This is a genomic window from Capnocytophaga sp. oral taxon 412 str. F0487 (assembly GCF_000271925.1).
Taxonomy (GTDB): domain Bacteria; phylum Bacteroidota; class Bacteroidia; order Flavobacteriales; family Flavobacteriaceae; genus Capnocytophaga; species Capnocytophaga ochracea.
In genome coordinates this window covers 24,315-45,933 of the sequence record NZ_AJZR01000022.1, presented here as the reverse complement: position 1 = coordinate 45,933, position 21,619 = coordinate 24,315, and the positions used below count along the sequence as shown (strand labels likewise).

The following is a 21,619-nucleotide window of genomic DNA, read 5'->3' as shown; positions in this document are numbered from 1 at the left end:
AGTTTATTTGCTGTACCTTTGCACCCGCAAAAAACAAAATGATGAAATACACTTTATTTATAATGCTCTTGGCTATTGCAACACCTATTTTTCCTCAGGAGGTGGTGAATGACACATTACAGGAACTTCCTAAGACAGGAATAAAAGCCGATAGAAGAGCCGAGTTAGAGAGGGCTATTTCTAAGCTATGGGAGCTTGACCGAGAAGACCAGAGAGGTACTTTTAAATTTGTGGATTACTTACCTATGTACGTAATGCCTTTCCGTTTTACGGATAAACCTACGGAACAACCTATAAGTTTGAACCCCGACCGACCTATACCCGAATGGCGCGACTACCAGCACGTGGAGGTAAAATTTCAAGTGAGCTTAAAAGCTAAGATTATGCAAGATGCTTTTGGGAAGGGAGATGTGTGGGTAGCTTTCACTCAGCAATCGTATTGGCAGATGTACAACGGTGAGCTTTCACGTCCGTTTAGGGAACTGAATTACGAACCAGAATTGATATTTACTTACCCGCTGAACCTCTCGGTGGGGAATTTTAAAGTGAAAATGGCAGGACTATCCGTAAACCACCAATCTAATGGTAAAGAAGCGGCACATTCCCGCAGTTGGAACAGAATTATTTTATTAGGTATTTTTCAATGGAATGATTTAATGATTATCAGCCGTTTTTGGTGGCGTTTCTCAGAAAAGGCAAGAGAAGATGACAATCCCGATATTGAGAATTATATAGAACGTTGTGAATTGAGCATTGCTTATCCCTTCCGTAAAAATGTTTTTAATTTGCGAGTGAGGAATAATTTAAATTTTAATCATAATCGCGGGCACGTAGAACTGAACTGGGTATATCCGCTGAGTCGCGACCTGCGTATTTTGTTGCAAGCCTCTCACGGTTATGGCGATTCCCTTATCGATTACAATTACAAACAAACTATTGTGGGAGTAGGCTTTACTTTCTTAAGTCTTTAAACAGATAAGAAGTAAGAGGTAAGAGGTAATAGTGGAAACTTTTTTTGTTTATTAAGTTTTTTTGTTATACCTTTGCCCCCGAATTTAAAGATGAGAGAGATGAAAGAAGAAATCGTGAAAAGAGCCTTAAATGACTTTATACAGTATGGGTTTAAAACCTTTACTATGGATGATTTGGCTAACAAAATGGGGATATCTAAAAAGACGCTTTACGAGCATTTTCCTTCTAAAAACGACTTGGTAGAAGCTACATTAGATTACGCTTTAGAGATAAGTTGTAAAAATACAGATATTTTTGTACAAGGAGAAGGTTCGGTGATAGAAAATGTATACCGTAACCAAAAAAAGGTTCAAGAAGTTTTTAACATCAATAGCGACCGTCCTATTTGGGAATTGCAGAAATACTATCCTAAGACATACGAACGTATGAATGTAGAGACTGCCAAGGCAGATGCGATTTTTATAGATAAAGTAATGGAAAGAGGTATACAGGAGGGACTTTTTAGAGAAGATATCAATCTTAAATTCTTTAAGATTTTCTATACGGCTGTACAACGAATGAAAGCACAATCGGAGTTATTTACTGAAACTGAGTTTTCTTTTTGGGAAACTATCTATACTATTTTAGAGTACTTTTTTAGGATACTTGTGAATGAAAAAGGACTCAAAGAATTGGAACGAGTGCTTAAGGAGGTAAAAGGTAAAAGGTAAAAGATAAAAGGTAAAAGGTTAATTTAACACTATAATACTAAAAATGCCAATAATACCAATCATCAGAGGTGAAAAAGTAAGGTCAGCGAGAGATGGGTATCTGAATAAATAAAGTAAAAAGAAGTTACAACAGAATTAAAAGGACAATATAAATAAGCCTATTAATAGGCAATTGAATTATTATGAAAAAAATCATTACGAGTGCTTTGTTGTTCCTCAGTTTTATGAGCTTTGCACAGCAAAAAGAATTGACTTTAAAAGACGCTATTCGTTATGCTTTAGAGAATAAAGCGGACGCTGAGAAAGCGCGATTGGAAGTAACCAAAAGCGAATACAAAATACAAGAAGTACGCGCTAACGCACTGCCTAGTATTTCGGCTTCGGGCGGTATGGTGTACAATCCTAAGTTACAAGCTACTTATATTGATGGAAGTGCTTTTTCTTTTCTTGGAGCACCTTCGGGACCTATGAAAATGGAAATGGGGCAAAAATGGTCGGCTAATGCTGAAGCAAAACTTACCCAAGTATTGTTTAATCAAACGGTGTTTATGGGCTTGAAAGCGGCTCGTACGACACGTGAGTTCTATATGCTTAACCAACAGCTTACCGAGAATGAAATCATTGAGAAAGTAGCACAAGCCTACTATCAAGTATACCAAACCCGACAAACATTAGAAAATATAGAAAGCAATTTGGCTCTTACCGAGAAAACGGCTAATGTTGTAAAAGGGTTAAACCAATCGGGGTTGTCAAAGAAAATAGACGTTGACCGCACTACCGTGGCTGTAAATAATCTCAAATCGGCACGCCAACAAGCCCTTAATGGGGTACAACTCTCGGAGAACGCGCTTAAATATATGATAGGTATGCCGATGAGTGAAGTAATTACTTTGCCCAAAGAAGGCTTTGAAGCCAATTACGATTTGGCTTTTGAGAAAGGTAATAGCAATACTCGTATAGAGCTACAAGTACTCGAAAAGCAAAAGCAACTTCTTGACCTCAATACTAAAGTACAACGTGCAGCACTTTATCCATCATTAGCGTTGCAGGCTACTTATGGTTATTTGAGTATGGGACCTAAAACACCGATTATTTACGGCAAGAAAGATAAAGTGTACGGAGCTGACTATTCGGCTATTACATTGGGAGTGAATATACCTATATTTTCGGGTTTCGGTACACGTGCTAAGATACACCAAGCACAGATAGAAAGTCAGGCGCTTGAAGCGACCCTTAAAGACACCCGTTTGGCAATGGATTTGGCTTATGAGAATGCCCATAGTCAGCTTACTAATAACCTTCTTACTATTGATTCGCAAAAGGAGAATGTAAAGCTTGCAGAAGAGGTATTGCTCAACACCCAAAACAACTACCAACAAGGTTTGGCTTCCCTTACAGATTTATTGGAAGCAGAACGCTCTTTATCGGATGCTAAGAACAATTACACTAATGCTTTGTTGGACTACAAATTAGCAGAAATACAGTTGCTAAAATCACAAGGGAAGTTAGAGACAATGAAGTAAGAAATCCCATAATATCTATATAAGAAAGAGACAGTACTTTTAATATTGTACTGTCTCTTTTATTTTGTTATTTGTATGTTACTTTTTCAAGTGCTCAGCTATAAGCTCTAACTCTTGATACCACTCTTCTCCAAACTTTCTAATAAGAGCCTCTTTTACGAATTTGTAGATAGGCACTTGTAACTTTTTACCCAAGATACAAGCATCATCGCATATAGGACTCCAACGATGGTAATTGACTGCTGTGAAGGAACTGTACTCTTGTAATCGTATAGGATATAGGTGACACGATATAGGTTTCTTCCAGTCTATCTTTTTATCGTTATATGCTTGCTCGATAGCACAAAGAGCCCAACCTTTTTCATTGCGTACTACATAAGCACATTCGCCTCCATTGATGAGAGGAGTTTCCCATTCGCCGTCTTCTCCTTTGATGTATACTCCTTGCTCCTCGATAGCTGTACGACCTTCCTCGGTAAGGTAAGGAGCTACTTCGGGATAAATGCGTTTCATCACTTTTAGTTCGCTTTCTTCTACGGGTGCTCCTGCATCACCTTCTATACAACAAACACCTTTACAAGCATTGAGATTGCATACAAAATCGCAATCTATGATATCTTCCGAAATAATGGTATTGGCTACTTGTATCATATTCTAAACGGCTTTAATAGCTTTTTCAAAAGGAATGCGCTGAGTAATACTTCTGCCCAAAGTTACCTCATCAGTATATTCGAGTTCGCCTCCTACGGCTATGCCTCGGGCAATGGTAGAAATGGTGATATGGTAAGGCTCTACTTGTTTGTAAATATAGAAATTGGTAGTATCGCCCTCCATTGTATTGCTCAGAGCGAGGATTAACTCAGTTACTTTACCTGTCTTTACTTTTTCTATCAGTGAGGCAATGTGTAGATTGGAAGGAGCGATGCCATCAATAGGGGATATTTTGCCTCCTAAAACGTGATACTGACCAAAGAATTGCCCTGTGTTTTCTATTGCCATTACATCTCTAAAATCTTCTACAACACAAACGACTCCCGTATCACGCATAGGGTTAGCACATATTTCACACAAATCTACATCGGAGATGTTGTGGCAGTTTTTACAATACTGGATATGGGTGCGTAAAGCCACAATAGCTTGTGCCAATTGTAGTGATTGCTCTTCGGGTTGTTTGAGCAGGTGCAAGGCTAAACGCAAAGCCGTACGTTTGCCTATACTAGGCAATTGAGCTATTTCGTAGACGGCGTTTTCTAAGAGTTTAGATGAAAAGTCCATTTTAGGAGATAATAGTAGTTAGGGGTTAGGAGATAGTTTGTGAGCAACTTTGGTGCAAGCCTCGTCAATGAGCTGATAGACGTTTTCGAAATCAGCTTCTGTGCCGTAATAAGGGTCGGGGATTTCGTGTTGTGTCATTCCACCCAAAGCATCAGCTAAAAAATGTACTTTAGCACGCTCTTTTTCGTTCTTAGCAAGCCGGATAACGTTTTGGTAATTGCTTTTATCCATTACAAAAATATAATCGAAAAGGGCGAAATCTTTGGCTGAGAACTGACGACCTCTAAGCATAGAGATATCTACTCCGTGTTTTTTGCCAGAGGCGATAGAACGAGTGTCAGGAGCATCGCCTACGTGATAGTTGGCAGTACCAGCTGAATCTACTTCAAAGTTATCGGAAGGGAGCTTGCTTCTCATCACGCCTTCGGCTAAAGGAGAACGGCAAATATTGCCTAAGCAAACCATTAGTATTTTCGTTTTTTTCATATATTAAAAGAGATAAGGCTTACGCCTTAGAAATTAAACAAAGATATTATTGGTTTTAACTTAGCCAAAGTGTGAAACTTTGGCTAAGTGTGTGACGCAAAAATGTTAATTGTTACTTGTCAATTGTTAATTGAAATAGAGTCCTAATTTATCAATGTATTGCCATACTTTTTCGGGGAGGAGCGGACGTATATTGCGTCCAGCTTTGAGCTCTTCACGGATAAAGGTGGCTGAGAGTTCGATGATAGGGGCGGGTACACGGGTGATATGCGGGTGCTCAGTTAAAGCTTCGGGCACTGTACCTTCTGAAATACGAGGATAGACGTAAATAGAGTAATTTGCTAAAATATGCTCGTAGTTCTTCCATTTGTGAAAGCTTTTTAGGTTGTCTTCCCCCATAATTAGGGCAAAGTTAGTATTAGGGTGTTTTTCCTCTAAATAGGCTAAGGTATTAACTGTGTAATTAGGTTGTGGCAAGTGAAACTCGATGTTTGAGGCGCGTAACTTGGGATAGCTCTCTATTGCCAAATTGACCATTTCCAATCGCAAGTGGTTGTCTAATAACGATTGTTTTTCTTTAAACGGATTTTGAGGTGTTACTACAAACCACAGTTCGTTCATTGCACTATGCTCCACCAAATGATTGGCGATAATGAGATGCCCTATATGAATAGGGTTAAACGAGCCAAAGAATAAGCCTATTTGTTTTTTCATCGGTTGATAAAATCGGTTACTATGCGCTCAGCCTCTTGTAGGGCTTGTTGTAGATTATCGTTTTTGATAATCACATCAAACTGGTGAGCAGTTGCCATTTCTTGTTCGGCTTTGTTGAGACGCATTTGTATTTTCTCCTCTGTTTCGGTCTTACGGTTGCGTAAGCGTTCTTCTAAGGCAACAAGGCTTGGTGGTTCAACAAATACTGCTAAGGTTTGCCCAGGATATTGTTGTTTGAGACGGAGACCTCCTGCGACATCAATATCGAATACCACATTCTTTCCCATTGCCCATAGGCGCTCTACTTCTGATTTTAATGTGCCGTAATAACAACCTGTGTATACCTCTTCCCATTCCATAAATTCGTTGTGCTGAATACGTTTTTTGAATTCATCAGCAGAAAGGAAATAGTATTCTTTGCCGTGTTGTTCTTCACCACGAGGTGCACGAGAAGTAGCCGAAATAGAAAAGGCTAAGTTTAGTTTTTCGAGCGAGAGTAAATGCCTCACTATGGTAGTTTTGCCGCTCCCAGAAGGAGCTGAGAAAATAATTAGTTTGTTCATTTTTAGGTGTCAGGTGATAGGTGTCAGGTTACAGGACGTTTAATACTTGTTCTTTAATCTTTTCGAGTTCGTCTTTCATTTGGACTACTAACTGTTGCATAGGAGCGAAGTTAGCTTTTGAACCTAAGGTGTTGATTTCTCTGCCTATTTCTTGTGCAATAAAACTCAATTTACGTCCGTTAGAATCTTCGCTGTGAAGGGTTTCGAGAAAATAGTCTAAGTGTTTTTTGAGTCGGATTTTTTCTTCTGTGATGTCCAATTTTTCTAAGTAGAAAATGAGTTCTTGCTCAAAGCGGTTGGCATCTACATTTTGGATATCAGCTACCGCTTTTTCCAAGCGTTCGCGAATGAGCGCTAAGCGTTCACTGTCGAGAGCTTGTACCTCTTGCAGTAAGCTATCGATGTTACTAATACGCAAAACGAAGTCTTTTTCTAAAACTTTACCTTCTTGAATGCGGAAGGTTTGCAAATCGGTAATGGCGAGGCTGATATGTTCGAAAATAGCTGAAAGTTCTTCTTCGGAAACACTTTCGGTAGTGGTTTGTAAGGCATCGGGCATACGTACTGCCATTTTTAGCAGTTCGGTAAGGTCACCATCAACAATAGTACGCATTTGCTCGATATAGGATTTTACGATATTAGGATTGATTTTAGAAGGTGTTTGTGTACCTGTATTTTCTACAAAGATACTAAAATCTACTTTCCCGCGTAAGAGCTGCTCGGCAATGAGTTTACGGAAATCGAGTTCTTTTTCGCGATACGCTTGCGGAATACGTGTATTGATATCAATACTCTTACTGTTTAGGGATTTGATTTCTATACTAATATGTTTATCGGTGAGAGATAGTACGCTCTTGCCAAAGCCTGTCATTGACTGTATCATAATATCGTTTTTGAAAATAAGTGCAAAGGTATAAAATAATTAGTAATTGACAATATTTGTGAGGTGAGTATGTTTATAAATTTTCATCAAGACTTTTATTTCATCAATGCGTTTGGTTTGTATCGGTGAATTAAGAATCGCAAATAACAAATAACGGAAATAATGCTAATGTTGGTTAGAATTAGCAAAGCTAATCAAGAGTTGAACTAAATTATTGATTATAAACCTCCCCCTAGCCCCCTCCAAAGGGGGATATGTGACGCAAAAACGACTATGAGGTTGTAAATCAGGGACAATCATTTCTGAAACCTTTATTCACATTAGCAATTAGCTGTTTATTAATACGTTTTATGAGACCTGCGCCTTCGTAAATGAAACCTGTATAGAGCTGGATAAGTGAGGCTCCTGCTTCTAACTTTTCGAGGGCATCGGTTTCACTAAATATTCCTCCAACGCCAATGATGGGAAATGCGTGGTTGCTCTTTTCACTTAGAAAACGTATTACCTCAGTGGAGCGACCTTTTAGAGGTTTCCCACTAAGTCCGCCGGTTTCTTTTTGATTATCGGATACTAACCCTTCTCTACCAATCGTGGTGTTGGTAGCTATTACGCCTGCAATATGAGTTTCTTGTACGATTTCGATGATATCTGACAGTTGTTCGTCGGTAAGGTCAGGGGCGATTTTTAAGAGGATAGGCTTAGGGTTTTTATGGGTTAGGTTTGTATTTTGCAAAGTGCTTAAAAGCTGTTTTAGAGGTTCTTTTTCTTGTAATGTACGCAAATTAGGAGTATTGGGTGAACTTACATTTACTACAAAATAATCGACATAATTAAAGAGTTGTTCAAAACAAATCAGGTAATCGTTTACGGCTTCTTCATTTGGGGTAGTTTTATTTTTACCAATATTTCCTCCTATCAGTACATTGGTATTCTTTTTAAGACGCTTTACAGCAGCTTCAACTCCTTCGTTGTTAAAGCCCATACGGTTTATAATTCCTTGGTCTTCTATGAGTCTGAACAATCGCTTTTTTGGGTTCCCCAGTTGTGGTTTAGGGGTAATGGTTCCGATTTCGATAAAACCAAAACCTAAATTGGCTAACTCTTTGTACAATTTAGCATCTTTATCTAAACCTGCGGCTAATCCTATGGGATTTTTGAAGTGTAGCCCAAAGACTTCGCGATGTAGAGAAGGGTGTTCCACATTGTATATTTTGCGAATGAGCAAGGGCACTAAGGGGATTTTGTGAACAAACTTTAAGTATTTAAATGTAAAGTGATGAGCTTTCTCGGGGTCGAGATTGAAAAGGAATGGGCGAATGAATAGCTTATACATATCTTGGAATTTGAGAAAAGGAGTTAAGATTAGGGTTGTGCCATAAAGTTGCGCAAGGCTTCTATGGTTTCGGCTTCGTTTTCAATATATACTAAATGTCCGCCTGAAAGCAAGGTGTTGCTTGCACCTGCTTTTTGGGCTAATGCTATCAAACTATCAGAAGGGATAAGAGCGTCTTTTTTACCCATAATGATATGCTTTTTAGCGGTTAGTTGTTCGAATAGTTCAGTGCGGTCGGGGCGTTGTTTCATTCCTAAGGAAGCTGCTTTGATACCTTCGTTAGGGGTGTGCATTGCTATATCGATTAGTTTGTTGAGCGCAGATTTCATAAGTGTTTTGTTTTCGTCGCTAAATAGGTTTGTAACGGCAGTGCGCACGAAGAGTTCTTTCTCTTTATCGATTACTTTCAGCACTCGGTCTCTATTTACTTTTTTCTCTTCGGAGTCGGGTAGGGTAGTGGAGTTTAACAATACTATTCCTTCTGTTTTTTTGGGGAATAACTCGGCAAAGGCTAAGGCTACATACCCACCCATTGAGTGCCCCACGATGGTGCAATGTTCTATTTCTTCTTTTAGTAAGATATCGTTTACTTGGTTTGCCATCATTTCCATTGTGTGTACTGGGGCGATAGTGGGGCTCTGCCCGTGCCCTAAAAGGTCGATGGATAGTGTGAAATATTCGGTAGAGAGAGCTTTAGTAATAGGTTGCCATATAGTATGGTCTTCTAAAAAGCCGTGAAGGAAGACAATTGTCTTATTCTTTCTTTTTCCTTCTTTTTGATAAAATGACTGTTTCATTGTGATAATTAGTTTGTTAGGTACTTTTTTGGGTTTGTTTTGCTATTGTTGTAAGAGCTTGATAGTTAAGGGATAGATATAGGAAGCTTATAGGAAGCTTATACGAATCTTGGACGATAGATATAGAAAAGCTATACAAATGATATAAGGTAGTAATCCCTATTCTAATTTCGTTTTATATAAGATATATTTCGTTTTGAGGGATAAGGTGCTTTTTAGAGCCGTTTAAGAGGGGGTTATTCTCTTGGAAAAGAGGTGTTTAGTAGTCGTTCTTTACTCAGTACGACGCCTCCTTCGTCAGCTCCTTGTCCGCCTGCGTAGTTTACCCAATTAACGGTTTTCCAATGAGGGGCAACAGTAACGATGCGGGTAGAACCAAAAGCCATATAGTAAGTAGTTTTAATGCCTTCGTGGCGGACGTCCATACCAGCTTGTATGCCTACTTTGGCGTTGGGGGAACTTGGGTCGAGACGTACCTCTACTTGCATATACACGCCTTCGACTTTGCTAGGGGTGAACTCTCCCACAGGTTTCATAAGTTTAGAACCAAAGTGGTTTACTAATATTTTGGCATCATACCATTTGCCGTCGTATTTTCCTGATTTGGCAATAGGGATAGTGGAATAGTTTTTTTCTTGTATTACTTTAATCTTCCCATTGCCTGCTTCTGTTACGATATCTTTATAATATGTAGCCGCCCACGTAATAGGGGCTTGGTCGGTAATATCAGTTTCAGAAAAATGAACTCTCCGCCATACGTTTTCACCTTTGTAAAGCACGTAGAAGCGGAAGTTTTTTACATTTATCAAAGCGTTAGGGTTCTGATTGTTTTTTTCAGAAAATAGCACCCCCCAAAGGTTGTACAATTCAAAATATCGGTTTTCGTTAGGGTAGTTGCAGTAGCCTTCTTTGCCATAAAGCCCCCAATAACAACTTTTATAAATGATTTTGTCGTGATTAAGAGACGCAAAATTTAAGGCAGCCCCGATGGATATATTACCTCCTTTTTCGAACAATCTGTTGGAAGTATTACTATAACCATTGAAAATGAAGGGAGTGTTGTCACTAAAATTTGTGTCGTGCCCTGCTTCGGTATTGCGCATAGCTTGTTGTAGCATTTGTTGGGAATGCTCAGAAAGGTTATTGCTGTTGCTGTCTTTATTACAGCTTATCAGTGTAATAACCGAAAAAATGAAACTATAAGAGAGAATGTTTTTCATTTGTTGTGATTATAGATTGTTGAGATATACGCGACAAAGGTACAAATAATTAATCATTTAATACTATAAGTATGATGAAAAAATATACCTTTGCAATCTGTTAGTAATGTTGATACAAACAACGATGGGAAATATTTATTTAATACCGAACTTATTAGGGGGTGTTGCTCTTGATGTATTGCCAGCACAGGTGGCAAATATAGTGCAATCACTTACTTATTTTGTAGTAGAAAACGAAAAGTCGGCAAGGAAGTTTATCAAGCTCGTTACTCCGAACAAGGTGCAAGCAGATTTAAAAATAGTTGTGATAGATAAGCACCATCAGGATACTGACTATCAGAGTTTCCTAAGCCCTTGTGTGGAAGGACACTCGATAGGGATTATCTCGGAGGCAGGTTGCCCAGGGATAGCCGACCCAGGAGCTGATATTGTGCGGGTGGCTCACCAAAAAGGACTGAAGGTGATTCCGCTGGTAGGACCTTCTTCGTTGTTATTAGCAATGATGGCAAGTGGACTTAATGGGCAGAATTTTGCTTTTAACGGATATCTCCCTATTGATAAACAAGAGCGAAAGAAGGTACTTAAAACCTTAGAGCGCAAAGCACGAGAAGGACAGTCGCAACTATTTATAGAAACGCCTTACCGCAATAAGCAAATGCTTACTGACTTGATAGAGACATTACAGGCTAATACTCTTTTGTGCGTGGCTTGTGATATTACGCTTCCTACTGAAGAAATTAAAACACTCCCTGTGCATCGTTGGAAGAAAACGAATATTGATGTGCAGAAGAGACCTACTATTTTTATTATAGGGAGCTAAAATGATATGTAACTTTATAGAAAAAGGCTATCTGAGAAGAATCTCAGATAGCCTTTTTTGTAAATTCTTATTGTACTGGCATTGAAGAAACAGCTGCCGCTGTTGCAAAAACAGTAGCTAAAAGAATAAGGATAACAAGCCCAATTAAAGAGAGCACAAGCCCTGCAATGGCTAATCCTTTAGGAGTTTTAGTAACACCTATACCTGAAAGGACAAGTCCTAAAAGCCAGATAATCCACCCTAAAACAGGAACCCAACCTAAGAATACAGCTATTAAAGCTAATACGAAACCAGCGGTGCCTATTCCGTTGCTCTTAGAGGAGTTTTGGATAATGATGGTTGGGTTGTTTTCTTTAGCAGTTTGCTGTTCTTGAGAAACAGATTGCTCTTGTGTTGAAGTTGTATTTTCTTCCATAAAAAACTGAAAATTAAAATTACTCCCTACTCTGTTAAAGGCTTTTCGGGGTGTCGCCTTTTGCTATTTAAAATCGGTTGCAAAGATATGAAATATTATGATATGAAGGAAATTATTTTAACAAAAAATTAAGTTTTCTTTTATAACAAGTGTTTTTTCCACTCTTCCCAATGGTATTTCTTGGCGTAAATATACAATAAAAGAGGGAAGCAGAGCAATAGAGGAGCCCATACACTGAAGCCTAAAGAGGGTTCTGAGACATCACGCAAGACGGAAGGAACTTGGAATACTGTCCAGTCGGAAGTTACTAAAAGAGCTGTAAAAAGGTTGTTGGCGGTGTGAAACCCTAAGGCTAACTCTAAGCCATCGTCCATTAAGGTAGTGATACCTAAGAACAAGCCTGTACCTATGTAATAGATAAGCAAGCTGTATCCTAATTTTTCTACCTCGGGGTTGGCAATGTGCATTAGTCCGAAGGTGATAGAGGTAAAAAGCAAAGGAAACCACGCATTACGCATAGCAAGTCCTAAGCCTTGCATTAGGTAGCCTCGAAAGAATATTTCTTCAAAAGCGGTTTGCAGAGGAATGAACAGCACTACTATCACGAGTAGTTTTAAGAAAGGTATCCACTGAAAATTCCAAATATAATCATCGGGGTTAAAAAATAAGTAGTCGATACAAGTTATGCCTATGGTTACGCTTCCCCACAACAAGAAAGCAAACCAAAAACGCTTCCAACTGATACGGGGTCGCGCCGTAATAAGTGCTACCAAAGGCTGGCGATGTATGAACTTCACCCATAGTAACAATAACCCTAAGAAGATAGCAAAGACAACTAAGTTCTCAAACAAGAATTGTAATTCTCCTTTTTGGGCAATTTCCGACTGTATAAGTGTAGTAGTATCAAAAAACTGTGCTACTAAAAAGTTCAACCCTGTAAAAGCAAAGAACAGGGTTGGAACTATAATATAAAGCCACTTAGGGCTCTGTGACAATCTTCCGTTTTTAAGATACATAACTTTATTGTGTAATGATTCCTATTTCGGCATACGATACTCTATTGGTATCATCTACAGTTTGGGTAGCGGTAAGCTTGATATAACGGGCTTTCTCGGCAGGGAAAGTAATGCGTTGTTCAATAGGATTGTTCTTGATATTGCCAAATTCTCCCTCACTTAGCTTCTTCCAATGTACATTATCAGTACTCACTTCAAAAATGTAATGACTGATAGTGCCTTCAGCCCAGCGGTCTTGTGAAGGCAAATAGGTAAATCCTTTTAGGTTTAACAGCTCTCCCAAATCAATAGTAATGGCAGTGGGTGTATTGCCCTTTTCTTGAGCAAACCACGTATTAGGTTTCTCATCAATTACTTTCTGGATATCAGAGGAAGCAGAAGATAACACTTTCCACTTTGCTTTGGGGATATCCAATGCGTAAGAAGCTACTTCACTGTACAATTGCCGCTTGCGGTCATAGGCTACAAATTTTAAAGAAGTAGGCTGAGTAACAGGGAAAAGAGTTGTATAACGTAACGACTGTTCAGTAGGCTGACTGCCGTCTAAAGTATAGTAAAATTCAGTTTCGGTATCAGCTGGAGTGAGGGTTACTAGACCATTCTTATCACGAGAAAGCTGAGGAGTAACCAATAACACAGGAGCATTGTATAACCCTATATTGCTAATCAATGGTGAACCTTTAGCTTCTAAAACTGTGAAACGTACCTTAGTAGTTGTTACTGATGGGAAGCGCAATAATCGCTTGTAGCCAATAGTTGTTTGTTCATCTATAGTTTCCCATTTGCCATCTTTTTGGTATTCTAATTTAAACTTCTTTACACGTTGCCCCAATGGGATATACTCTTGTGCCATAAAGCGGTTGAAGGTAGTAGGCTTGGTAAAGTTTAGTTCTATAGAAGCTTCTGTTACTCCTTCGTCGGTTGTCCAATAGGTATTTTTATCACTATCAGTAGTTTTTTCAGGGTTAAATTGCTTGTTATTTTCACGAACATTAGAAGCCGTTACAGAGGCATCAGTTACGAGGTTATGTGCAAAATCTGCTTCTATAACTTTTTTGAGTTCCATAAGTCTCTTGATGTCATTTTCGTGTACTAAGCCACGTCTATCCACGGGAAGATTGAGTAATAAGTTGTAACCGCGACCTACTGAAGCGTAGTATATGTCTACCATTTTTTCTAATGGACGCACTTGGTGGTCTTCTCGTGCGTGGTAATACCAACCTGGGCGAATAGATACATCAGCTTCAGCAGGAATCCAATTTACGCCATTTTCATCGCCTTCACCCAAATGATGTAAGCGGTCTTTTCCTTGTAAAGAAGGGTTAGAGGTAAAAGGATTCCAGTTAGTAGGAGTACCAAAGCCTTTTTCATTACCTATCCAGCGAATATCTGGACCTTCATCACCAAAGATAGTAGCATTAGGCTGCAATTCGCGTACTATGGCAAATGTTTTATCCCACTGATAATAAGTATGAGCATCAATAGTACGAGTTTCGTTAGCTCCACCGTAATAACCTGAACCACCGTTGGCACCGTCAAACCATACTTCAAATATTTCACCGTAATTGGTAAGCAATTCTCGTAGTTGGTTATGGAAATAGGTTACGTAGGCTTCTCTGCCATACTCAGCGTGGTTTCTATCCCAAGGTGATAAATACACCCCAAATTTAAGTCCCGCTTTGTGGCAGGCTTCTGAAAGCTCTTTTATAACATCGCCTTTGCCGTTTTTCCAAGGTGAGTTTTTTACAGAGTGCTCAGTGTACTTTGATGGCCATAAGCAGAAACCATCGTGGTGCTTAGCCGTGATGATAACGCCTTTCATACCAGCGTCTTTAATCACTTTTACCCACTGATTTACATCTAATTCGGTAGGGTTGAATAAAACAGGGTCTTCGCCACCTGTGCCCCATTCCATATCGGTAAAGGTGTTCATATTGAAGTGGATAAAAGCATAATATTCCATCTCGTGCCACGGCAACTGACGTGCGGAAGGAATAGCTCCCACTGACTTGGGTGCTTCAATACTTTTGCAAGCCACCATACATAAAGCGGTGGCTAATAAGACTAATTTTTTCATTGTATACAGTATTTAAACTTCTTTGTTATAAAGTTTTCATAAGTGGTGCAAAGATATAGAATATTTTTTTACTATCAAAATAAAATTCTAAAGATTGTATCTCGTACTAATATCTCAATAAAATTATTTTAACTTTTCTCTTGTGTTACTAAATAAAAAAGAGACTATTCTCTTATGAAAATAGTCTCTTAAATGTGTTTTTCTTTTCTCTTACTGATTAGAGAACTTCTGTATCGCTTCTTCTAAAACATCATACACTCGGTCTAATTGAGCATCTGTGATGATGTAAGGGGGCAAAATGTAGATAATATTTCCCACCGGACGCAGTATTACGCCTTCTGAGATGAAGAAGTTGTACAGTTTATCCCTAAATGAGCCATAGTAGTCAGTATTTTGAGAGGTTTTGAGGTCGAATGCCAAAATAACACCTAAGGTACGTGCATTCTCTACCGATGGATATTTCGCAATACGGGCTAAAAACTCCTGATGACGGCGTGCAATGCGTTTTAAATTGGCTTGCATTTCGTCACTTTCCAATATGCGAATAGCTTCTAAGGCAATCGCACAGCCCGTGGGGTTTGCCGTAAAGGTATGTCCGTGGAAAAGAGCTTTGTTCACGTCTTCACTGTAAAAACCGTCGAATATCTCTTGGGTAGCAGTAGTTACTGCAAGCGGAATCGTTCCTCCTGTAAGAGCTTTCGATAAGCACATAATATCAGGTTTATGAGTGAGATAGTCCGAAGCAAAAGTGCGTCCTGTACGTCCGAAGCCTGTCATTACCTCGTCGGCAATGGTAATCACACCATTTTCTTGTGCGATATGAATCAACTTGTCTAAGGCTTCTGGTTCATATATTTGCATTCCTGAGGCTCCTTGTACTAAGGCTTCAAATATAAAGGCGGCAGGGTGATGTTCAGCAATCACTTCTTTTAGTTTTTTAGCAGCTTCATCGCTTCCTTTTTTGGGTAACGGTATGCGCACTACTTTCAACAAATGTTCTTTAAAAGCATCAGTAAAGAATGAAATACCCGAAGCTGCCATAGCGGCAAAGGTATCTCCGTGAAATGCATCTTCAAAAGCAACTACCGTAAAGCGCTTCTCGCCTTTATTGAAAAAGTACTGTAACGCCATCTTGATACCTACTTCCACTGCTGTCGACCCGTTGTCCGAGAAGAATACTTTCTGTTGGTTTTTAGGCAGAATACTGATGAGCTTTTCAGCAAGCTCTACGGCAGGTCGGTGTGTAAAGCCACCAAAGAGTACGTGCTCCAACTGGGTGAGTTGTTTGTAGGCAGCTTGGGCTAATCGCTCGTTGCTATGCCCATAGGGGTTCACCCACCAACTGGCAATGGCATCTATGTATTCTTTGCCGTCCTCGTCCCAAAGGAGAGCATCTTTTCCTTTCACAATTCCGATAGGTTTGGCAGCCGTTTGATGTTGGGTATACGGGTGCCACAAATGTTTTTCGTCTCGCTGTTGTAAATTCATTTTTTCGATTGTATAATGGTTTTGGTTATAATATCTTTTTCCATATTCCAGCCTCTCGCCGGACTGTATTCGCGCCCGTACAAGATGATTTGCACGTGCAGTTTGTTCCATTTTTCTTTGGGGAAGAGTCGTTTAGCATCTTTCTCCGTTTGCACTACCGAACTACCGTCGGAAAGCTTCCAGCGGTGCATCAGTCGGTGTATATGGGTATCAACGGGGAAGGTCGGAATGCCAAAGGCTTGTGCAAGAACAACGCTGGCAGTTTTATGTCCTACTGAGGGGAGAGCCTCTAAAGCCTCAAAGGTTTGAGGAACTTCGCCGTTGTATTTGTCTATGAGTATTTGGGAAAGCCCGTGAATACCTTTAGATTTCATAGGGGCAAGCCCTAAGGGTTTGATAATTTCCTGTATTTCGTCTACCGAAAGTAGTACCATATCATACGGATTGTCCGCCTTGCTAAATAGAATAGGCGTGATTTGGTTCACCCGTGCATCGGTAGTTTGTGCCGATAAGAGTACGGCTATCAGTAGCGTATAAGGGTCTTTGTGTTGCAGGGGTATAGTAATTTCAGGATAGATACTTTCCAGTGTATCAATGATAAAGTTTACTTTTTCAGCTTTTTTCATTTCTCTTTTCTAATAATACAACATTCTCTACGTGGTAGGTTTGTGGGAACATATCCACGGGCTGAACTTTGGTTACTTTATAAGTTACATCAAGCAAGGAAAGGTCTCGCGCTTGCGTTGCACTATTGCAACTTACATATACTATCTTTTTCGGGGCTATTTGAAGAATTTTAGCTACTACATCTTTGTGCATACCGTCGCGAGGAGGGTCGGTGATAATCACATCAGGGGTGCCGTTTTCTTCTATAAAAGTGTCGTTGAAAATGTTTTTCATATCTCCCACGTAAAAAGTAACATTCTTAATACCATTGGCAAAAGCATTGTCTTTGGCATCTGTTATAGCTTCTGGTACAGCTTCTACCCCTATCACTTTTTTCGCTTTTTTCGCTACAAACTGCGCAATAGTGCCCGTCCCCGTATAAAGGTCGTACACTAATTCATCGCCCTTTAAATCGGCAAAGTTACGAGCTACTTGGTACAGCTTGTACGCTTGTGCCGAGTTAGTTTGGTAAAACGACTTGGCATTGATTTTAAATCGCAACCCTTCCATTTCCTCATAAATACAGTCAGTACCTTTATAGCAAATAAGTTCTTGGTCATAAATAGCATCGTTGCCTTTGCTATTGATACAGTATTGCAAAGAGGTAATCATCGGGAATGTCTCTGCAATATGGTCGAGGAGCAGTGTAATTTTAGGGTCGTTGCGGAAAAACTGTATCACTACCATTATTTGCCCAATGGAGCTAATGCGTATCATCATAGTACGCAATAAGCCTGTTTGTTGCCTCGGACTGTAAAAAGGCATTTCGTTCGCCAAGGCAAAACGCTTTATCTCCAAGCGTATCGCGTTAGAAGGGTCGGCTTGCAAGTAACATTTATCTATGTCTAAAATCTTGTCCCAAGCTCCTGCTATGTGAAAACCTAAGGCATTCCGATTGTCTATTTCGTCGGCTTTCTTAATTTCATCGGGAGTAAGCCAGCGCATATCCGAAAAAGAAAACTCCATTTTGTTGCGGTAGTAATAAGTCTCGTCAGAGCCTATGATAGGCATTACAGCAGGAATTTTTATCCTACCTAACCGTACTAAGTTGTTTTCTACTTCTTTCTGCTTGTAAAACAACTGACTTTGGTAGTTCATATCTTGCCATTTGCAACCGCCACAATAGCCGAAGTGAGAACATACGGGCGTTACTCGTTGTTCTGATAGTTGGTGATATTTAGTTACAAAACCTTCATAATAAGCCGATTTCTTCTTGGTGGTCTGCACGTCTACTACATCACCAGGAATAGCGTTACTTATAAATATCACACGTCCGTCAGGGGCTTTAGCAATGCTTTTGCCTTTGGCTCCTGCATCAATCACGGTTACATTTTCAATGATTATATGCTTATTTTTGCTCATTATGGGTGCAAAGGTACAAAATAATTGCGAATTACAAATGCTCTCATTATATTCAAACTCCCTCCAAGATTTTCCAATATTCCCACTAACTTACTAATTTCCTAATGATTCCTTCTTCTTTCCGTCATACTTCCCCCTATTGCCTATGGTCTAAGGCCTAGTGCCTTTTCTCTTTCTTTCGCCTCGAAACCCCGTTTTTGACATTTTTGATGTTGTTGTATTATGATGTGAATCAATCACTTATATACCCTTTCTATACCAATCGTCCAAGATTCGTATAAGCTTCCTATAAGCTCTCTATAAGCTAACCCCACCCTCCTTACACCCTTTTTTCACCAAAAATCCTTCCAACTCACTTTTTATATTTTTCGTTTTCCTCCGATAACTCAGACCAGTCCAATTTGTCCGACAAGTCAGACCCGTCAAAAAACCTTTTTTATCACTACCCATTTGCTAATTTCCAAATTTCCTAATTCTCTAATTTTCTATGCCCGTCGTGCTACGACCTTTGCCAAAGTTAATGTTCCAAAAAGTTACTTCACAAGGCACAGCCTCATTCCTCTAACTCAAGCTCGTACCCCATTTACTAATTCTCTAATTTTCTAATTTTCTCATTCTCTCATTGGTATTATTGGCATTACCTTTCATTTATATCATCAATTACGTCCTATTGAAGTCTTTTTTGTATTTTTGCAACGCTATTTATAGAAGAAATATGTACGATAAAGTCCGAGCCATAGTTATTTCAAGCCTCAAATACAGCGATAACAGTCTTATAGTGAAGTGTTTTACTCAAACGATGGGTACTCGTAGCTATTTGTTACAAGGCGTTTTAGCACAGAAGAAAGGGAACTTAAAAACAGCCCTTTTTCAGCCTTTTATGCTGTTAGAACTGGTGGCTACCCATAAAAATAACGGTACGTTAGGACGTGTAAAAGAAGCTAAGATAGCCGTCCCTTATTACTCGTTACATACTGATATGTACAAGAGTGCTGTAAGTATGTTTCTTTCCGAAGTATGTGCTTTTGTTTGCACATCTGAAGCTCCCGATGAAGAAATGTTTTTGTTTTTAGAACAGAAGCTCCTCTTTTTTGATAGAAACGACTTCTCTGCCAATTTTCACTTAAAGTTTCTGCTTGATATCACTCGCTATCTCGGCTTTTACCCCGATACCACTCACGAGCATTTGCCCTCCTTTTCGTTGGAAGACGGCATTTTCAGTACTACCGATGAAAGCAAATACACCATTACAGGCGCTACCTTGTTGCTATTCAAAAACCTCCTACACACCGATTATCCTCAGTTATCAAACGTTAAAAGCAATAAGAACGAGCGTAATGCATTGCTTTTTCAACTGCTTAAATACTACGAATGGCACTTTCCCAATTTTAGACAAATAAAATCATTAGAGGTGCTACAAACGCTCTTTTAGCACTATTTTAACATAATACAATACTGTTTTTTACTCCCACACTTAGCTAAAGTTTTAAACTTAGCCAAAGTTAATCATAACTAACAGTCTGTTAGATTTCTTATCTCAAATTTCCACTAATAAAAAAACTCCAAGTAAAATCTTTTTTACTTGGAGTTTCTTGCGTTTATGAATTTATTGGAACAAAAATATTAAATGTCGATAGCTTCACCATAAGCAGCTGCTACTGCTTCTTTTACACCTTCGCTCATTGTAGGGTGTGGGTGTACCGCTTTGATGATTTCGTGTCCTGTAGTTTCCAATTTACGAGCTACTACCGCTTCAGCAATCATATCGGTAACGCCGGCGCCAATCATATGGCAACCTAACCATTCGCCATATTTAGCATCAAAGATTACTTTTATGAAGCCTTCAGTAGTACCCGCTGCATTTGCTTTTCCTGAGGCAGTGAATGGGAACTTACCTACTTTTATTTCATAGCCTTTTTCTTTAGCTTGTTTTTCGGTCAGACCTACTGAAGCAATTTCAGGAGTGCAGTAAGTACAACCAGGGATATTACCATAGTTAAGTGGTTCTACGTGCATTCCTTTAATCTTTTCAACGCAAATAATACCTTCCGCTGAAGCTACGTGTGCTAAGGCTTGACCAGGAACTACGTCACCAATAGCGTAATAACCAGGAACATTAGTTTGGTAGAACTCGTTTACTTGAATTTTATCGCGTTCAGTTTTGATACCTACCGCTTCCAAACCGATATTTTCAATATTTGTTTTGATACCTACTGCTGAAAGCAAGATATCAGCTTCTAAAACTTCTTCGCCTTTGGCTGTTTTCACAAATGCTTTTACACCTTTGCCAGAAGTATCTACTTTGGTTACCTCAGCCGAAGTCATAATATTGATACCTGATTTTGTAAGACTCTTTTCTAATTGTTTAGAGATATCCTCATCTTCCACAGGAACAATATTAGGCATAAACTCTACGATGGTTACTTCAGTACCCATAGCGTTATAGAAGTAAGCAAACTCAATACCGATAGCCCCACTACCTACTACAATCATTTTCTTAGGTTGCTCAGGGAGCGTAAGTGCTTGGCGGTAACCGATAATTTTCTTGCCGTCTTGAGGTAAAGCAGGCAACTCGCGTGAACGTGCTCCAGTAGCAATAATAATGTGGTCAGCACTGTATTCAGTTACTTTGCCATCTTTATCTTTTACGTCTACTTTCTTGCCAGCTTTTAGGGTACCATAGCCCATTATCACATCTATTTTGTTCTTTTTCATCAAGAACTGCACCCCTTTACTCATTGTAGCAGCTACCTCGCGGCTACGTTTGATAACCGCATAAAAATCTTTGTCAAAAGACTCTTTTTTTACGGTGATACCATAGTTCTCAGCGTGCTTTAGGTATTCAAACACTTGCGCTGATTTTAACAAAGCTTTCGTAGGAATACAACCCCAGTTCAAACAAATACCACCGAGGTTTTCTTTTTCAATAACAGCGGTTTTAAACCCTAATTGAGAAGCGCGAATGGCAGTAACATACCCACCAGGACCACTTCCTAATACAATAACGTCGTATTTACTCATTTCTTTTAAAATTTATCAAGTTTGATATTAGGCTACAAAGTTACGAATAATATTTTGAATAAAAACTATTTTAATTACTTTTTTATTTATATGTAATTTTATATGTTTGAATAATAGCTATTTAAATCCTGATTGTCCGAAGTAAATCTCATTTACTTTATTAAAGTCTAAAAATCATAAAAACTCTAAAGTTATTGTGTTTTTTCCAAAGTTTTATTACCTTAAAAAAGCAATTAGTATTCAGTTTTCTAAGATTATAGCTTTGTCTTAGCTTCAGT

The 21,619-nt window shown here is 39.1% G+C and carries 22 protein-coding genes; 5 read left to right on the top strand and 17 right to left on the bottom strand.

The features are described from left to right. The first annotated feature begins 38 nt into the window (after window positions 1-38). The 3 genes from HMPREF1321_RS03285 (at window position 39) to HMPREF1321_RS03275 (ending at window position 3,205) form a co-directional block, all read left to right on the top strand. The gene (locus HMPREF1321_RS03285) at window positions 39-971 is read left to right on the top strand and encodes a phospholipase A (RefSeq protein ID WP_009421388.1); all 933 of its coding nucleotides are present in this window, start codon (window positions 39-41) and stop codon (window positions 969-971) included. Between the two features lie 99 nt (window positions 972-1,070). Next, window positions 1,071-1,682, top strand: coding sequence for a TetR/AcrR family transcriptional regulator (locus tag HMPREF1321_RS03280; RefSeq protein WP_009421365.1), 612 nt, complete (start codon window positions 1,071-1,073; stop codon window positions 1,680-1,682). Between the two features lie 182 nt (window positions 1,683-1,864). Further along, window positions 1,865-3,205, top strand: coding sequence for a TolC family protein (locus HMPREF1321_RS03275; RefSeq protein ID WP_009421336.1), 1,341 nt, complete (start codon window positions 1,865-1,867; stop codon window positions 3,203-3,205). A 78-nt stretch (window positions 3,206-3,283) separates the two neighbouring features. On the opposite strand, the gene HMPREF1321_RS03270 is transcribed toward HMPREF1321_RS03275, so the two are convergent. The 9 genes from HMPREF1321_RS03270 to HMPREF1321_RS03230 all read right to left on the bottom strand — a co-directional run bounded on the left by HMPREF1321_RS03270 (window position 3,284) and on the right by HMPREF1321_RS03230 (window position 10,476). Beyond that, window positions 3,284-3,856, bottom strand: a complete 573-nt coding sequence (locus HMPREF1321_RS03270) for a DUF3109 family protein (RefSeq protein WP_009421386.1) — start codon at window positions 3,854-3,856, stop codon at window positions 3,284-3,286. A gap of 3 nt (window positions 3,857-3,859) precedes the next feature. Then, a complete protein-coding gene (recR, locus tag HMPREF1321_RS03265; RefSeq protein ID WP_009419002.1) occupies window positions 3,860-4,480 on the bottom strand; it encodes a recombination mediator RecR in 621 nt (206 codons plus the stop codon). Window positions 4,481-4,498: 18 nt separating this feature from the next. Further along, the gene (locus HMPREF1321_RS03260; protein ID WP_009417840.1) at window positions 4,499-4,966 is read right to left on the bottom strand and encodes a low molecular weight protein-tyrosine-phosphatase; all 468 of its coding nucleotides are present in this window, start codon (window positions 4,964-4,966) and stop codon (window positions 4,499-4,501) included. 126 nt (window positions 4,967-5,092) lie between these two features. Then, on the bottom strand, window positions 5,093-5,680 hold the full coding sequence (gene nadD, locus HMPREF1321_RS03255) for a nicotinate (nicotinamide) nucleotide adenylyltransferase (RefSeq protein WP_009421342.1): 588 nt from the start codon (window positions 5,678-5,680) through the stop codon (window positions 5,093-5,095). Continuing rightward, entirely contained in the window at window positions 5,677-6,243 is a 567-nt protein-coding gene (gene gmk, locus HMPREF1321_RS03250) for a guanylate kinase (RefSeq protein WP_009421393.1), read from the bottom strand. Before gmk ends, nadD begins: the two co-directional genes overlap by 4 nt. Before the next feature lie 28 nt (window positions 6,244-6,271). Next, on the bottom strand, window positions 6,272-7,126 hold the full coding sequence (locus tag HMPREF1321_RS03245; RefSeq protein WP_009421396.1) for a YicC/YloC family endoribonuclease: 855 nt from the start codon (window positions 7,124-7,126) through the stop codon (window positions 6,272-6,274). A gap of 286 nt (window positions 7,127-7,412) precedes the next feature. Next, on the bottom strand, window positions 7,413-8,459 hold the full coding sequence (locus HMPREF1321_RS03240) for a quinone-dependent dihydroorotate dehydrogenase (RefSeq protein ID WP_009421383.1): 1,047 nt from the start codon (window positions 8,457-8,459) through the stop codon (window positions 7,413-7,415). A gap of 29 nt (window positions 8,460-8,488) precedes the next feature. Continuing rightward, on the bottom strand, window positions 8,489-9,256 hold the full coding sequence (locus HMPREF1321_RS03235; protein WP_009421397.1) for an alpha/beta fold hydrolase: 768 nt from the start codon (window positions 9,254-9,256) through the stop codon (window positions 8,489-8,491). A 236-nt stretch (window positions 9,257-9,492) separates the two neighbouring features. Beyond that, window positions 9,493-10,476 carry a hypothetical protein gene (locus HMPREF1321_RS03230; protein WP_009421379.1) on the bottom strand — a complete coding sequence of 328 codons (984 nt, stop codon included), beginning with the start codon at window positions 10,474-10,476 and terminating at the stop codon, window positions 9,493-9,495. A 106-nt stretch (window positions 10,477-10,582) separates the two neighbouring features. Here HMPREF1321_RS03230 and HMPREF1321_RS03225 point away from each other — a divergent pair, with 106 nt between their 5' ends. After that, window positions 10,583-11,296, top strand: coding sequence for an SAM-dependent methyltransferase (locus tag HMPREF1321_RS03225; protein WP_009421374.1), 714 nt, complete (start codon window positions 10,583-10,585; stop codon window positions 11,294-11,296). Between the two features lie 67 nt (window positions 11,297-11,363). Here HMPREF1321_RS03225 and HMPREF1321_RS03220 read toward each other — a convergent pair whose 3' ends face one another. The 7 genes from HMPREF1321_RS03220 to HMPREF1321_RS12160 form a co-directional block, all read right to left on the bottom strand. Continuing rightward, window positions 11,364-11,711, bottom strand: coding sequence for a hypothetical protein (locus HMPREF1321_RS03220; RefSeq protein ID WP_009410361.1), 348 nt, complete (start codon window positions 11,709-11,711; stop codon window positions 11,364-11,366). A gap of 140 nt (window positions 11,712-11,851) precedes the next feature. Beyond that, window positions 11,852-12,727 carry a CPBP family intramembrane glutamic endopeptidase gene (locus HMPREF1321_RS03215; RefSeq protein WP_009421380.1) on the bottom strand — a complete coding sequence of 292 codons (876 nt, stop codon included), beginning with the start codon at window positions 12,725-12,727 and terminating at the stop codon, window positions 11,852-11,854. 4 nt (window positions 12,728-12,731) lie between these two features. Next, the gene (locus tag HMPREF1321_RS03210; protein ID WP_009421333.1) at window positions 12,732-14,804 is read right to left on the bottom strand and encodes an alpha-L-fucosidase; all 2,073 of its coding nucleotides are present in this window, start codon (window positions 14,802-14,804) and stop codon (window positions 12,732-12,734) included. Window positions 14,805-15,014: 210 nt separating this feature from the next. Beyond that, window positions 15,015-16,292, bottom strand: a complete 1,278-nt coding sequence (bioA, locus tag HMPREF1321_RS03205) for an adenosylmethionine--8-amino-7-oxononanoate transaminase (protein WP_009410364.1) — start codon at window positions 16,290-16,292, stop codon at window positions 15,015-15,017. Beyond that, window positions 16,289-16,918 carry an endonuclease III domain-containing protein gene (locus HMPREF1321_RS03200; RefSeq protein WP_009421392.1) on the bottom strand — a complete coding sequence of 210 codons (630 nt, stop codon included), beginning with the start codon at window positions 16,916-16,918 and terminating at the stop codon, window positions 16,289-16,291. Before HMPREF1321_RS03200 ends, bioA begins: the two co-directional genes overlap by 4 nt. Further along, a complete protein-coding gene (gene rlmD / locus HMPREF1321_RS03195; RefSeq protein ID WP_009421402.1) occupies window positions 16,905-18,320 on the bottom strand; it encodes a 23S rRNA (uracil(1939)-C(5))-methyltransferase RlmD in 1,416 nt (471 codons plus the stop codon). The genes HMPREF1321_RS03200 and rlmD overlap by 14 nt, the downstream gene beginning before the upstream one ends. Before the next feature lie 297 nt (window positions 18,321-18,617). Next, window positions 18,618-18,770: a hypothetical protein gene (locus HMPREF1321_RS12160; RefSeq protein WP_034575599.1), complete on the bottom strand. Its 153-nt coding sequence runs from the start codon at window positions 18,768-18,770 to the stop codon at window positions 18,618-18,620. A gap of 265 nt (window positions 18,771-19,035) precedes the next feature. Between HMPREF1321_RS12160 and recO the strand changes: the two genes are divergently transcribed. Then, window positions 19,036-19,752 carry a DNA repair protein RecO gene (recO, locus tag HMPREF1321_RS03185; RefSeq protein ID WP_034575597.1) on the top strand — a complete coding sequence of 239 codons (717 nt, stop codon included), beginning with the start codon at window positions 19,036-19,038 and terminating at the stop codon, window positions 19,750-19,752. Between the two features lie 191 nt (window positions 19,753-19,943). Here the strand turns inward: recO and lpdA are convergent, their stop codons facing one another. Beyond that, window positions 19,944-21,341, bottom strand: a complete 1,398-nt coding sequence (gene lpdA, locus HMPREF1321_RS03180; protein ID WP_002672574.1) for a dihydrolipoyl dehydrogenase — start codon at window positions 21,339-21,341, stop codon at window positions 19,944-19,946. Between the last annotated feature and the right edge of the window lie 278 nt (window positions 21,342-21,619).